General features: G+C 30.0%; 16 protein-coding genes. 11 read left to right on the forward strand and 5 right to left on the reverse strand.

Translation table 11 applies throughout. From position 1 onward, the window contains the following. Nucleotides 1-138: 138 nt before the first annotated feature. The 5 genes from Q0945_RS00780 (at nucleotide 139) to Q0945_RS00800 (ending at nucleotide 3,816) form a co-directional block, all read left to right on the forward strand. On the forward strand, nucleotides 139-315 hold the full coding sequence (locus tag Q0945_RS00780; protein ID WP_170146751.1) for a hypothetical protein: 177 nt from the start codon (nucleotides 139-141) through the stop codon (nucleotides 313-315). An 18-nt stretch (nucleotides 316-333) separates the two neighbouring features. After that, nucleotides 334-702, forward strand: a complete 369-nt coding sequence (gene crcB, locus Q0945_RS00785; protein ID WP_299429800.1) for a fluoride efflux transporter CrcB — start codon at nucleotides 334-336, stop codon at nucleotides 700-702. Nucleotides 703-999: 297 nt separating this feature from the next. Then, on the forward strand, nucleotides 1,000-1,338 hold the full coding sequence (locus tag Q0945_RS00790; protein ID WP_299429802.1) for a P-II family nitrogen regulator: 339 nt from the start codon (nucleotides 1,000-1,002) through the stop codon (nucleotides 1,336-1,338). A 30-nt stretch (nucleotides 1,339-1,368) separates the two neighbouring features. Continuing rightward, nucleotides 1,369-2,607: an ammonium transporter gene (gene amt / locus Q0945_RS00795; RefSeq protein WP_299429804.1), complete on the forward strand. Its 1,239-nt coding sequence runs from the start codon at nucleotides 1,369-1,371 to the stop codon at nucleotides 2,605-2,607. A 117-nt stretch (nucleotides 2,608-2,724) separates the two neighbouring features. Further along, complete coding sequence (locus Q0945_RS00800) at nucleotides 2,725-3,816, forward strand: outer membrane beta-barrel protein (protein ID WP_299429806.1); 1,092 nt, start codon at nucleotides 2,725-2,727, stop codon at nucleotides 3,814-3,816. Nucleotides 3,817-3,864: 48 nt separating this feature from the next. Here Q0945_RS00800 and Q0945_RS00805 read toward each other — a convergent pair whose 3' ends face one another. After that, complete coding sequence (locus tag Q0945_RS00805) at nucleotides 3,865-4,515, reverse strand: DUF1684 domain-containing protein (protein WP_299429808.1); 651 nt, start codon at nucleotides 4,513-4,515, stop codon at nucleotides 3,865-3,867. A gap of 225 nt (nucleotides 4,516-4,740) precedes the next feature. Between Q0945_RS00805 and Q0945_RS00810 the strand changes: the two genes are divergently transcribed. Continuing rightward, nucleotides 4,741-5,952: an MFS transporter gene (locus tag Q0945_RS00810; protein ID WP_299429810.1), complete on the forward strand. Its 1,212-nt coding sequence runs from the start codon at nucleotides 4,741-4,743 to the stop codon at nucleotides 5,950-5,952. 45 nt (nucleotides 5,953-5,997) lie between these two features. Here Q0945_RS00810 and Q0945_RS00815 read toward each other — a convergent pair whose 3' ends face one another. The 3 genes from Q0945_RS00815 to Q0945_RS00825 all read right to left on the reverse strand — a co-directional run bounded on the left by Q0945_RS00815 (nucleotide 5,998) and on the right by Q0945_RS00825 (nucleotide 8,807). Beyond that, on the reverse strand, nucleotides 5,998-7,410 hold the full coding sequence (locus Q0945_RS00815; protein ID WP_299429812.1) for an alpha/beta hydrolase: 1,413 nt from the start codon (nucleotides 7,408-7,410) through the stop codon (nucleotides 5,998-6,000). Between the two features lie 58 nt (nucleotides 7,411-7,468). Continuing rightward, a complete protein-coding gene (locus Q0945_RS00820) occupies nucleotides 7,469-8,293 on the reverse strand; it encodes a mechanosensitive ion channel family protein (RefSeq protein WP_299429814.1) in 825 nt (274 codons plus the stop codon). Between the two features lie 61 nt (nucleotides 8,294-8,354). Next, complete coding sequence (locus Q0945_RS00825; RefSeq protein ID WP_299429816.1) at nucleotides 8,355-8,807, reverse strand: Lrp/AsnC family transcriptional regulator; 453 nt, start codon at nucleotides 8,805-8,807, stop codon at nucleotides 8,355-8,357. 179 nt (nucleotides 8,808-8,986) lie between these two features. Between Q0945_RS00825 and Q0945_RS00830 the strand changes: the two genes are divergently transcribed. The 4 genes from Q0945_RS00830 (at nucleotide 8,987) to Q0945_RS00845 (ending at nucleotide 12,871) form a co-directional block, all read left to right on the forward strand. Beyond that, nucleotides 8,987-9,316: a hypothetical protein gene (locus tag Q0945_RS00830; RefSeq protein ID WP_299429818.1), complete on the forward strand. Its 330-nt coding sequence runs from the start codon at nucleotides 8,987-8,989 to the stop codon at nucleotides 9,314-9,316. Between the two features lie 101 nt (nucleotides 9,317-9,417). Continuing rightward, a complete protein-coding gene (gene purU / locus Q0945_RS00835) occupies nucleotides 9,418-10,269 on the forward strand; it encodes a formyltetrahydrofolate deformylase (RefSeq protein ID WP_299429820.1) in 852 nt (283 codons plus the stop codon). Between the two features lie 11 nt (nucleotides 10,270-10,280). Continuing rightward, the gene (locus Q0945_RS00840; RefSeq protein WP_299429822.1) at nucleotides 10,281-10,988 is read left to right on the forward strand and encodes a DUF4197 domain-containing protein; all 708 of its coding nucleotides are present in this window, start codon (nucleotides 10,281-10,283) and stop codon (nucleotides 10,986-10,988) included. Nucleotides 10,989-11,350: 362 nt separating this feature from the next. Beyond that, the gene (locus Q0945_RS00845; RefSeq protein ID WP_299429824.1) at nucleotides 11,351-12,871 is read left to right on the forward strand and encodes an AraC family transcriptional regulator; all 1,521 of its coding nucleotides are present in this window, start codon (nucleotides 11,351-11,353) and stop codon (nucleotides 12,869-12,871) included. A gap of 290 nt (nucleotides 12,872-13,161) precedes the next feature. Here the strand turns inward: Q0945_RS00845 and Q0945_RS00850 are convergent, their stop codons facing one another. Then, nucleotides 13,162-13,944 (reverse strand): alpha/beta hydrolase, encoded by a 783-nt coding sequence (locus Q0945_RS00850; RefSeq protein WP_299429826.1) that lies wholly within the window; start codon nucleotides 13,942-13,944, stop codon nucleotides 13,162-13,164. A 219-nt stretch (nucleotides 13,945-14,163) separates the two neighbouring features. Between Q0945_RS00850 and Q0945_RS00855 the strand changes: the two genes are divergently transcribed. After that, nucleotides 14,164-14,358 carry a hypothetical protein gene (locus Q0945_RS00855; protein ID WP_299429828.1) on the forward strand — a complete coding sequence of 65 codons (195 nt, stop codon included), beginning with the start codon at nucleotides 14,164-14,166 and terminating at the stop codon, nucleotides 14,356-14,358.

Here is a 14,358-nt window from a genome sequence, read left to right on the forward strand (position 1 = left end):
ATGCTTAAATTTTAACTCTAAAATTACATACACCACAAAAATGCACCTATTCACAACATTTTTGCATTTTAACCCTTGAAATACAACAAACAACGTAATTTTGCGTTATTCATTTAACAGGGGCAAAATACATAAGTGATGACATTTTTTACAATTCTTTTATTACTAGTAGGACTAAATGCAATAATAATGCTTTTTAGTCTTAAGAATATTAACCAAAAACCTAAATCTATAGGGAAGGAAATATCTGACATTTCCAAAACTAAAATTTATCCAATAGATTTAGCAAATTCAAATTACAAAAAAGCAATCTAGAATTTATACCTTTACGGTATGAATAATATGCTACTTGTATTTTTGGGAGGTGGAATAGGCAGTGTTCTTAGATATTTTATCTCTAAAATTTTCAACTCGTATTTTCAAAACTTTTTTTTAGGAACATTCTTAGTTAATATAATAGGTTGCTTACTTATAGGTATTGTATTAGGAATGTCTTTTAAAAACAATTTACTTTCACAAAATCATACCTTATTATTAACTACTGGTTTTTGTGGTGGATTTACAACCTTTTCTACATTTGCATTTGAAAGTCATTCTTTTATAAAAAGTGGAGATTTTCTCTTTTTTACACTATACACCCTATTAAGTTTTGCCGTTGGTTTATTAGCTATTGCTCTTGGTTTATGGCTAACTAAACTATAAATCCCTTACTTCACATATATTTTACACAACTAAGTAAACTAATAATTATAGATTAACAGCTTACTTTATTGCGAATATGACAATAAAACTAAAAAAAAGCTATCATTACTGCCGTAAATCTGCTTTTTCACAAACACTAAATATTATATCTCAGATATTTATATGCAATAAATATCATACCCATAAAATAATAGGGATATAATTATCATAAATATAAAAATTACAAAACTACCCCCTATTTTTTTAGGGGGTAGTTCATTTTAACATATATTTGGCAACGTAAACAACAAACGAATTATGAAAAAAATCGAAGCAATTATCAGAAAATCAAAGTTTGATGATGTTAAAGAAGCATTACATCAAATAGAGGTAAACTTTTTTAGTTACTGGGACGTAACCGGTGTAGGTAACGAAAAACAAGGACACGTTTATCGTGGAATTTCTTATAGCACCACAGACATTCAACGAAGACATCTATCTATAGTAGTATCTGATGATTTTTTAACTAAAACGGTTGAAACATTATTAGAAGCTGCTTACTCAGGTAATGTAGGTGATGGTAAAATATTTGTATCCGACATAGTGGAGGCATATAGAATTAGAACCAAAGAAAGCGGTCACGCCGGAATCAACTAAAAAAAACCAAACAACTAAAAATTATTAAATATGGACGCAGGATTATTTACAGCCAATAACGTATGGATGATGCTAGCAACAGCGCTAGTATTCTTTATGCACACAGGTTTTGCCTTTTTAGAAATTGGCTTAACAAGACAAAAAAATACAATAAATATTTTATTTAAAAATATCTTTATTATTACAGGAGGCCTTCTTCTTTATTATGCATGGGGATTTAACTTAATGTACCCAGGTTTTGAAGACGGAGATATGGGAATTTTAAAATTTGCAGGTTTTGGAATTGGAGCTCCTGAAGGAGGAATGACAGCTGCTTATGCAGATGGTGGATACACATGGTGGACAGATTTCTTATTTCAAGGAATGTTTGCTGCTACAGCTGCAACTATAGTATCTGGTGCAGTTGCTGAAAGAATAAAAATTGGTTCTTTCATGATTTTCACAGTTATCTACGTAGGTCTTGTTTACCCTATTGTAGGAGCTTGGAAATGGGGTGGAGGATTCTTAGATACATGGGGATTCTATGATTTTGCAGGTTCTACATTAGTACACTCTGTAGGTGGCTGGGCAGCTTTAGTTGCTGTATCACTATTAGGTTCTAGAATTGGAAAATTTGGAAGCGACGGAAAACCAAAAGCAATACCAGGACACAATATTCCACTTGCAACTGCTGGTGTTCTTATATTGTGGTTAGGATGGTTTGGATTTAACGGTGGATCTGTTCTTTCTGCAGACCCAGAATTAACATCTTTAGTACTAGTTACTACAAGTTTAGCTGCTGCTGCTGGTGGGTTTGGAGCATTCATTACATCAACAGTACTATACAAAAACTTAGATTTAACTATGTTCTTGAATGGAATTTTAGGAGGATTAGTTGGTATTACTGCTGGAGCAGATTTAATGTCTCCTAACGAAGCTGTTGTTATTGGCTTCTTAGCAGGTATCATAATTGTACTAGGTGTTGCCTTAGTTGATAAATTAAAATTAGACGATCCAGTAGGTGCTATTGCAGTACACCTTATATGTGGTATATGGGGAACTTTAGCAGTAGGTATCTTTGGAAGTATGGCAGGATTTGACCAATTCTTAACACAATTATATGGTGTCCTTATAGTAGGTGGTTTCTGCATAGTAACTTCAGGAATTATACTTGGTGCACTTAAAGCTACTCTAGGATTAAGAGTTTCTAAAGAAGAAGAATTAGAAGGATTAGACATACACGAACATGGTATGGATGCTTATTCTGACTTTAGAATGAACCAACACTAAAAAAACAAACGGAGTGTTTTGCAGAACACTCCGTTACATAATCATATCACAAAACAACTGAAACTAAATTTATAACGTCCAAATTAGTCAAACACGGACAAACAAATTATTTGAATTATGAAAACAATTACAAACACAAAGTACGTAAAAAATATATTTGCTTCTGCATTAATGCTAGTAGCAACTGTAAATACTTTTGCTCAGGATGAAGAAGCAGCGGAAGAAGCACCAAAATTAGAAATAAGTGGTAGTGTTGACGCTTATTATAGAACTGCTTTTAATGATGCAGGCGCAGCTTCTACAGACCCAGGAACTGCTTTTGCAAACCAAACTGGTTTTGCTTTAGGTATGGGTAACTTAATTGCTAGTTATGATGCTGGTAAAGTTGGTGCCGTACTTGATATCGTTGTAGGACCAAGAGGTGCTGGTGCAACTTTTAACACAGATATTGTAGATGGTATTGTAAACCAAGCCTATGTTTACTGGAATGTTTCTGATAAAACTACCTTAACAATGGGTCGTTTTAACACGTTCTTAGGGTATGAAGTAATTGCTCCACAAGCAAACTTTAACTACAGTACTTCTTATTTATTCTCTAACGGGCCTTTCTCTCATATGGGTCTTAAAGCTGATTTTGCTTTATCTGATGATTTTAGCTTAATGGTTGGCGTAATGAACCCATGGGATACAAATGATATATCAGGAACTGGAGAGTATTCTTTTGGAGCTCAGTTAGGTTTTTACGGTCAATATTTAAACTTCTACTATGATAGCGGTAAAAATGGTGGTTTAGGAACTGAGATCGATTTTACTGGTGGATTTGATATATCTGATTCTTTTTTCTTAGGAATAAACGCTGCTTATGATACTAATTCAAATGGTACTGCAGAAGTTGGTGGTGTTGAACTTGACGCTACTACAGGATTTTATGGTGTTGCTCTTTACCCACAAATAGCTGCTTCTGATGCTTTTTCTATCGGATTAAGAGCTGAATACTTCCAATCTGTTGTTGATGACGTAACTGGAATAGGCGATTTAGATATAGATGGTGTTACTGCTTTTACTCTTACAGGTAGCTACTCTGTAGATAACTTAATCTTAAAGCCAGAATTTAGATTAGACAGCTTAAAAGATGGTTTCACTGATAGTGATGGAGCTGCTTCTGATAGCTTAGCAACTTTTGCTTTAGCTGCAATCTACTCTTTCTAAGCAAATAATATATACTATTCAAAAGCCTTGCAGAAATGCAGGGCTTTTTTATTTACGGCCCTTTTTAAAAGCTTTAACTCCTGCCAAAACTTCTATATCTAGACTATTAATTCCAGGAACTATAGGACAAGAGTACTTTTTATTATAAGCACAATAAGGGTTATACGCTTTATTAAAATTAATTACAATTGTTCTCCCTTCCGGAATAGACAAATCTATATAGCGCCCACCGCCATATGTATGTTCTCCATTCGTTTTATCTATAAAAGGCAAAAACAAATAGTCTTTATATTCTTCCTGTAGCATTAATTTTCTATTCTGATAAATTTCTAATTTATGCTTTTTACCTTTTAAATTAAAAGTAGCTATACCATACACAACTTCTTCCGATTTTCTATCCGTAGTCGTTGGCATTAAAAAAGGAATAGCTTCTGGCGTTCTTTCAAATGAAGCAGTAACAACAAAAGTAGTATCTGGCTCAAAGAAATCTAAGGTTTTAAAATCCTTTCTATATCTATCTGGCAACGGAGATGTTTTTGGATCTTCATATTCTTTATTTAATTCTTTTTGCCATTCTATAATATCCGCTATTAAAGTATCCTGTACTTTTTCTTTTTTTACCTGTGCAATATCATGATATTTTTTCTCTTGCTTGCAAGAAAATACCAACAAAGACAATACTACTATTACATACTTCATATCAAAAAAAATTTAATCTAGTAATGTAAAAATACAACATATACATATTTTTATTAATTTAGTCATGAAATTCAATAAGAATGAACTTTATAACGATTTGCAAACTAGTAAAATCATATTCAGTAAAACTGAACAGGCTCTGCTATATTTAAAAATCAAAAGATAACTATACACCTAAAAGCCTGACAAAAATGTCAGGCTTTTTTTTATTTCAAAAAACTAAAAATGAAACAACTAGCTATAAATTACATAGAATCTTTTAAAGGACTCTCTAAAGAAGTTTGGTGGTTAGCTTTTATTACATTAATAAATAGGGCTGGCACCATGGTAATTCCTTTTCTTTCTTTGTATTTAACAAAAAGTTTAGGCTTTTCTTTAGAAAATGTTGGTAGTATTATGACAGCTTTTGGGATTGGTTCCTTGGCTGGTAATTGGTTAGGAGGAAAACTAACCGATATTTTTGGGTATTATAAAGTTATGTTTGCAAGTTTACTATTAACAGGTGTGTCTTTTATAGCACTACAAGAACTAAATACCTTTTGGCCAATTTGTATAGGTATTTTTATACTAATGATTATTGCAGACGCTTTTAGACCCGCAGCTTTTGTTGCTTTAAGCGCTTATAGTAAACCAGAGAATAAAACTAGAAGCGTAACTTTAATTAGACTTGCTATTAATTTAGGTTTTTCCGCAGGACCAGCTTTAGGTGGATTAATTATTGCCACACTTGGGTATGACAAATTATTCTGGGTAGACGGAAGCACTTGCATACTAGCAGGCATGCTACTAGTAGCTGTTTTAAATCCTAAAAAGGCAAAAGTTTTAAATAATATTTATAACAAATCGCCTATTTCTGCTTATAGGGATTTCTACTACCTTACTTTCATAGCCGCAATGGTTTTATTAGCTTTTGCTTTTGTCCAATATTTTTCTACAATACCCATATATTATAGTGAAGCTTATAAGTTAAATGAATCGCAAATAGGAATCATATTAGCCTGTAATGGCTTTGCCATATTTGCCTTAGAAATGCCGCTTATAAAATATTTAGAAAGCAAAAAGCATTATAAAATAACCTATGTTATAATAGGATTACTACTAATTATGTTTAGTTTTTTAGTTCTAAACATTATAAAATGGACAGGTATTTTAATTATAGGAATGCTACTCATGACTTTTGGAGAAATGATTGCTTTTCCTTTTTCTAACGCAATAGCAATGGAAAGAGCTAAACGCGGTAAACAAGGAGAATATATGGCTCTTTACAGCATCTCTTTTTCTATTGCCCATATATTTGGACACAACTCTGGAATGCATTCTATTGCCGCTTTTGGATACGAAAAAACATGGTATGCAATTACTTTTATATGCCTTTTAGGTATTTTACTACTTGCACATCTACTCAAAAAAAAATCTAAAACTAATGCTAGCTTTTAACACTAAAATACAATATAGAAATAATGACTAAAGGCACACCCCTAGTTATTCTTCTATAACATCATAACGTGCTTCTTTTAAGTACTTCGCAACAGTTTCATTAAACTCTGGACTAATCCTAAATAGTGCAGTATGTTCTAATTTATATAATTCTTCTTTATTAGAATAGCCTGCACTAAGAAGCTCTTCTAAATAAAATAATGCTGTGCCGTAATCTTCAATTTTAGAACTATAAGAGATAACTTTTAAATAACTTTCATATTTAGAAGGAGATGTAATTGTCTTTAACATATACAAAAAGTTAAGTGCCTCCTCATCTATTACTGTTGAAGCATTTACAATATCTATATTATCTTCTATAAGAGCCTCTAAATAGCTTTTCAACCTAGCTCCTAACTGCTTATGAACTGCTTTAGGACTATTTAAAAATTTAGAAATCTCTTCTGTTTGATATTTCCACCATCCCAAATTATTGTAGTTATAAGTAAGTACATCTTCTTCTAAAAAATAATTGTACTCCCCTTTTATAAAATCTTCTTTTAATAATAAGGCACTTTCTTCATTATAACTAGACCTATACAACTTACTCCTTTTTAAACTCTTTAAATTATACTTTATAGAATCTATAGCTACTAAGGGTTTATAAGCTATAAGCATTTGGCTTAATACATTTTCCGAATACAAAGGTTTATTTTCAGCTAACAAACTACCTGCTTTAATCATGCCATCTGCGTAATTCTTTTTAACAAAAGAAACATCTATTTTCTCCGTATTTTTTGCCATTGCAGCTAAATCAAAATACACTAATGCCTCTTTAATAGTTTCTACAGGAGGCCATTCTCTGCCATTTTCATGAAAGATAAGTTGGTTTGGAAACTTTAATCTATTTAATACTTTCTTTGTTTTAATCATTTCAGAATACAAGTAATCCTTCTTACCTACAACACCTATAAAATAAAATGGTTTTCTTGCACTTAAAATTTCTTTATTAGCTATTGTAGAGCTAAAAGACAATACACCCGTAATCCCTTTAATAAACGCTGGGACTAATGTTGCGAACCTCCCACCTTCTGAGTAACCTGATGCATAAATTCTATTTTTCTTTATTGGGAGTAAAGAAAAAACACTATTAAACATTCTGTTCGTAATTAACACATTATCTGCTATTGAAAGAGAGTCTTGAACATTATTAGAAGCAGCAATAATATAACCATATTCTTCTGCTGCAGTAGTATACATACTCAATGCCTGCTTGCCTTTTCCTTTTAAATCAAAAACAAATAATACCGGACAAGCTTTATTTATTTTAAAAGAAGTAGGTAAATAAAGTGAAAAACTTTCTGCTAAAGTATCATTCACTTTTAATCCGTCTAATACAATTCCTTTTTTTAAAGTTATTTCTTGCGCATTAATTGACCAAGAAATTATAATAAAAAAAAATGCTCCTAAATATTTCATAGTACAAAATGTATCAAAAACCTCGCCATAATCATTAATATAAAATAATTTTTAAGTACTACTCTCCTATTGCTCCTATTTCTATTCCCTCTGAGTAAGCCACATTAATACCATGCGTACTAAAAGCTTTCTTTATAGCCTTATTCGTATTAAAAGTAACTTCCCAATAATCATCAGGCACAACATAAGGTCGCACTAGTAGCTCTATATTATGAGAATCAAAATTACTAATCCCAATTTCTGGTTTAGGTTCCTTTAATACTTTAGGGACGGTAAGTAAGGCTTTTTCTATAATATCTTGAACTTTAGGAAAACTTTCTGCATAAGGCATAGTAACAGTAACTTCTAACCGTATCATTCCTTTTTCAGAATAATTAGTAACTACATTATCGGTCACTTTAGAGTTTGGTATTATTAAAATTTTATTTCCAGGAGTAAGAACATCTGTACTAAAAATTCCGATCTCCTCTACCCTTCCAAATTTATCATCTAATTGTATCCAATCTCCTATTTTATATGGTTTTAAGGTTAATATCAATATTCCAGAAGCAAAATTTCCTAAACTTCCCTGCAATGCCATTCCAACAGCAAAACCTGCTGCTGCAAGTATTGCTACTAAGCCTGTTAAGTCTGCTCCAATAACAGATGCAATAGTAAATAATACTGCACCTTTTAATAATACACTTACAGTAGAAGATAAAAAAGGTCTTAACGTAGCAGAAAATCCTGCTTTTTCTAAAACCACACCAATCCATTCCACTAATTTCTTAACTACCTTAAAGCCAATCCAAAATATTAATCCTGCTAGAATAATTTTTGGAAGAAAAAAAACAACTTTTTCTTGAGCAACTAAAAGGTATTCATTCAATTTATCTAAATCCATAACCATAAAAATAAGAGATAATCTCAATTAATTACAAATAATAAGTGATGAAATTCTAATGTTAAAAATTTAGCTTACCAACAGGGGCGTTAGTAACTACATTAGAAAGTATAATATGAGTTCTAGTTTCACCATATTGTATTAGTTTATCTATAAATTGCTCTAAATGAAACTGATCTTTTAAAACTACCTCCATTACAATATTTTCATTACCCGTAATTCTATAACAATTTATTACCTCTTTATACTCTTTTACGATTACCAAAAAAGGCTTTAATTTCCCCATAAAAGCTCTTAATGTTATAATTGCTTTTAATTGATGTCCGGTTAAAGAATGAGAAACTTTTGTTTTATAACCCTGTATAATTCCTAAATCTTCCATTTTCTTAACCCTCTCCGCAACTGCTGGAGCTGTAAGACCAATTTTTTTGCCAATCGCGGTATAAGATTCTCTTGCATTTTCTTGTAAAAAATGAAGTATTTTCCAATTTAACTCATCAATCTTTGTTATCATTACTATTGCTTTATAATAATTAATATTTTAAAGTAAAATAGCTAATTTACTAATTTATTTAAATAAATTTATTTGTAATGCTACGTAACTTTATGGTATAATTAGTAAATACATAAACTGTGTCCCACAAAAGTTTAGGAAAAAATCCTGTATACAAAAAAGCATTAGAACTCTGCGTTATGAGCAGAGAGATAGCTAGTTATGTTTCCCTAAACAAAGATTTATTAAAATTATACCAATCTAATAGTTTAAGGGACACTATCGCTAATTCATTACTTACTGATGCCATTCTTATTCCTCAAAAAATAGCTCAGGCAGAATATACAAAATGCAAAACAGAACGTCTTAAAAATGCTTTGCATATAAATATTATGCTAAGAAACATGGCATCTTACTGCACAGGTTTAGAAAAAGATGGTTTAAAAGAAAAAGAATATATTAATTTATTAAGAAAAGAGGTTTTCACTTTTAAACAATCTTTCAAAAACTGGAGAAATTCCATACTCTAAAGCCTAAAAAGTTCCTATTTGTCTATTAAATCTAAAAAACAACTATTTTTATTTAGTTTGATTTAGATAATGTTCTAATTTTGAAAGTTAAAACATACATCTTGAAAACTTCTATTTTAATAAATTGCCCCGATCAAGCTGGCATCATAAGTATTGTCACAGGCTTTATACATTCAAAAGGCGGGAATATTGTATACCTTGACCAACATGTAGATAAGGCAGCTAATATATTTTTTATGAGGCTTGAAAGTGATTTTGATGAAGAAAGCTTTAACATCACCACTTTTTCTTCTGAATTTGAGAAAAAATTAGCACTGCCATACAAGATGAAATGGACTTTAAAAAAGGGTACCGAAAAATTGAAAATGGCAGTTTTTGTATCTAAATACAACCATTGCTTATATGATTTATTAAGTAGGTTTAATTCTGGAGAATTAAATGTTGATATTCCTTTTATTCTAAGTAACCATAAAGACCTAGAATATATTGCGAACCAATTTAATATTCCTTTTTATCATATTCCTATTACAAAAGACACAAAAGAAGAGGCCGAGCAAAAACAACTTAAATTATTAAAAGAAAACAGTGTAGACTTTATAGTTTTAGCCAGATATATGCAAATAGTTAGTAGCACAGTTATAGAGGAATTTCCAAACAAAATTATTAACATACATCATTCTTTTTTACCAGCATTTGCAGGTGCAAAACCTTACCATGCTGCTTTTGCCAGAGGCGTAAAAATAATAGGAGCTACTAGCCATTATGTAACCGAAGAATTAGATGCTGGCCCAATCATAGAACAGGATGTAACAGCAGTAACACACTCTCATAGTATTAGTGATTTTATAACCAAAGGACGAGATTTAGAAAAAATAGTATTATCTAGAGCAGTTAAATTGCATATTGCAAGTAAAACAATGGTATACAATAATAAAACCGTTATATTTTCTTAAAGCGCAAAACAATGTTTAAAAAAATTTTATTAGCATTTACATTCTTTTCATTTTTCTCATGTGGTGAATTACAACAAATTGTAAACCAACTACCACAAGAAACAACCACTGTTGGTAATTTAGATATTGCAAAAGGGCTTCAAGAAGCGCTACAACTTGGAATAGACAAACAGGTAACAAAACTTACTGCTACAAACGGTTTTTACAAAAATGAATTAGTAAAAATAGTATTACCTGAAGAATTACAAAAAGTAGATAAAACATTAAGAAATATTGGCTTAGGAAAATTAGCAGATGAAGGCTTAAAAGTACTAAATAGAGCTGCAGAAGATGCAGTTAGTGAAGCAACACCCATATTTGTTGACGCAGTAAAAGGTATTTCCTTTACAGATGCGAAAAGTATTTTATTAGGCTCTGATGATGCGGCTACTAAATATTTAACTAAAGAAACACAAACCAATTTATATAATAAATTTTCTCCTGTAATTAGTAACTCTTTCCAAAAGGTAGGCGCAGATAAAATTTGGAAAAACTTAATTACTAAGTATAATAATATTCCACTTACAAACAATGTAAATCCAGATTTAACCAACTATGTAACGCAAGAAGCTTTAAATGGAGTTTACAAAATGATAGCTATAGAAGAAAAAGAAATAAGAAATAAAGTATCTTCAAGGACTACAGATTTACTTAAAAAAGTGTTTATTCTTCAAGATTAACGAAATAAATATTGATTTTTCACAATTTTTTTAACATTATAACGTTGTTTTTAATAAAGAGAATATTTATAAAAAATTTAATCTTTAATTAACTATTATTAGATTTTAATTAAAGACTTTTGTAAAAGTTATTTTAAGTTAGTAATTTTTTGAGTTAGTTAGTTTAAACCGGTGGGAGCACCGGTTTTTTTTTGTTTTAAAACTTAATCATGCGGGTTACTAATTTGGTATAGTTATATAATTTTCATAAATGTACATTATTATCGGTTTTTACTTTAATTAAAACGATAATTCTATTATTAAGTCCTTCATTTTGTTATCTTTATTTACCTTTTTAATATTAAAAACCTTTAAAACACTAAATGAGGAGACTAAGAATCTTAATCACGTTCTTATTTCTGTTCGTAAACCTATATTCTTCTATTGCAAAAGAAGGTATTAGAACAGAAAAAAAAACTACTAGAGAACTACCTCCCATCAGCTTTCGTAACAAAGCTGACGATTTGTTTATGGAGCAAAATTACAATGATGCTATAGAAACATATCAATTAGCATTAGAAAAGGAAATTCCAAATAAAGCTCCTGTATTAAAAAAAATTGCACTTAGTTATTCTGCATTAAATAAAACTCAAGAAAGCTTAAAGTATATTGAAGAATATTTACATAAAGAATACAACCCTAACATCTTAGCAGATAGCGGTTTTGACACTATTAGAGAAACGGAAGCTTTTGATATTATTGAAAAAAGATACATACCTCAAATTAATATTTGGACTTTTATTTATCTTTATGTCGCACTTATAGGTTTTTACTTAACTGTGATTATACACTTTAATAAGAAAATTGATTCTGTTGCCAAAATACTTATTAGCGCTTTTATTTTTACCCATTCAATATTTATAATTCACATTTTCCTATTCTTAACAAATTATCAATTTAATTTCCCTAATTCTTATTTAATTTCAACAGGTTTTTCATTTCTATATGGGCCTTTATTATACTTTTATTTTAAAAGAATAACGCAACAATATACCTTTAAGGTTAAAGACCTAACACATTTAATTCCAACTCTACTCATTTTCATTTATTTAATACCCAAATACTTACTCCCTATAAGTGAAAAATTAGAGATTCTTATTAATGAAGCTTCTGGATACACCTCTGAAAATTCCACAGAATTTATAACCATTGTAGTTTTAAAAGTAATATCATTACTTACCTATGGTGTTTTTATTAGAAAAATATACTTAAAAAGTCAGTTAGACTCTAATTTATCAGACGAAAATAAGATATGGAAAAAAAATATCTACAGAATACACTTCTTGTATTTAATATGTTACTGTATTTACGGTTTTTTATCTCTAAATAACGTCTCTGTTGGATTCTTTTTTAATATGCAAATATTTGCAATGGCTATGATGATTCTATACCTAGGGTACTCTGCAAATGCTCAGCCAGATGTTTTTAGCGGTGTTTTAAATGCTAAAAATGCATTGTTTTTTAAATATCAAAAATCTGGATTAACAGATAGCTTATCTAAAGAACTTAAAGATAACCTTATTCGCTTATTTGATATTGATAAAATATACAAAGAGAACCATATTAATTTAGAAATGGTAGCAACCAATTTGCAAACTACAAGACATAATGCTTCTCAAGTTATTAATGAACATTTTAACATGAATTTTAACGAGCTCATTAATTGGTACCGTATAAGAGAAGCTAAAGAAATACTAGATAACAATATTGCAAAAAAAATGAACATGATTGACATTGCTTATGAAGTAGGTTACAACAATAAAGTAACCTTTAACAAAGCATTTAAAAAGGAAACTCATCTTACTCCTAGTCAATATCAAAAAAAAATAGCTCCAAATAGTTAATTATACCAACTACAGTCAAAAAACTTTAAATCAAACACTTATCTTGTTTACAAAAGAGTATACCCAATATTTAAAGGGTAAAGTTTTATAAGGCTTACCTTTTTTTTCATAAATAAGAGCTTTATTTACATTAGTAAATTATGTAGCAGCCTTGATCACCAACTTTTAAGGAAAAAATACAGTTTTCAATTTTAGTAGGTACATATTTGAATTAGCTATCAAGAAAAAATCAGGGCTGCATTTTACTACTCCCAATTAATATTTACTTTCAAATAATTCAAGAATTTTATTTAAAAACCGGCAAGATAACCTAACACCATATTATTGTATAACTTTGGTTGTTCTACATTAACCACATGGCCACAATCTTCCACTACAAATAAATTAGAAGCAGTATGCTTTTCCACAATTTTACGAATACTTGGTAAGAAAAGATAATCTTCTTCTCCCATTATATATAAAGTAGGAATTTTTATTTCTACAGATCTAAAAAACCTTAACAAGGGATTAATTTCTACAGCCAAGCTAAACCACTTAAGAAACTCTTCTTTATATATTTTCTTTGATTCTTTTATATATAACATTCTAGATTCTCTATGATTCTTATAGGGCATTATAAAGAAAGTAAGTACATTATATAATTTATCATAAGGTATTATTTTCTTTAGCTTCATACCTAGGCCTAAAACTAAACGCGATTTAAAACCAAGTTTCATTATTGCTCCTCCCATAACCATACTCAGAACCCTTTCAGGATTCTTTTCTGCTAAAGTTCTAATAATAATAGTCCCTAATGATATTCCTATAAAATGAGATTGTTTAATATTCTCAAAATTAATAACTTCTATAATATCTTCAGATAAAGAATCAAAAGTATATGTCTCATTAAAATTTTCTAAAAAATTTGATGTTGCGGAGTCACCATGACCTCTTAGATCTAATAAAAGAACATTAAATCGCTTTCTAAACTCCTTTACTTGTTTGTGCCATATAGTGGAACTACCACCTGCACCGTGTACAAAAGTTACCCAGGTATCAGAATTTTCATGTATATATTTTGTGTAACTAAGCAAAGCTCCTCATTTTTTTAGTGAGGCACAATGTATTAAAACTTTTTAAATATTCGACGAAATGCACATTTTTTTAACACTTATTCTATCAACAATAAAATAAGAAAAGCATAACTGGTAAAATAAAGACGAATTACCTATAAATTAGGTGTACTTCACTATTAACAAACGTCTAAAAACATTATCTGAACGTATATTTGTAAACACACATTAACTACTATTATGAACAAACAGTATTGCAAAGTTGGATCTAGCACACCTTTAGGAAATGGAAGTCAAACTATAAGTCTTTTAGAGTACCAATACCAGAATTTTATTGAAAAAGCAAACCTAAATAACACAGACGCTAAGCTTGGTGAATTCTTTAATTTAAAGGCTCAAAAAATAAAAAAAGATTTAGAAAAATTAATGCAATAA

The sequence above is a fragment of the uncultured Maribacter sp. genome (assembly GCF_947500405.1).
Taxonomy (GTDB): domain Bacteria; phylum Bacteroidota; class Bacteroidia; order Flavobacteriales; family Flavobacteriaceae; genus Maribacter_B.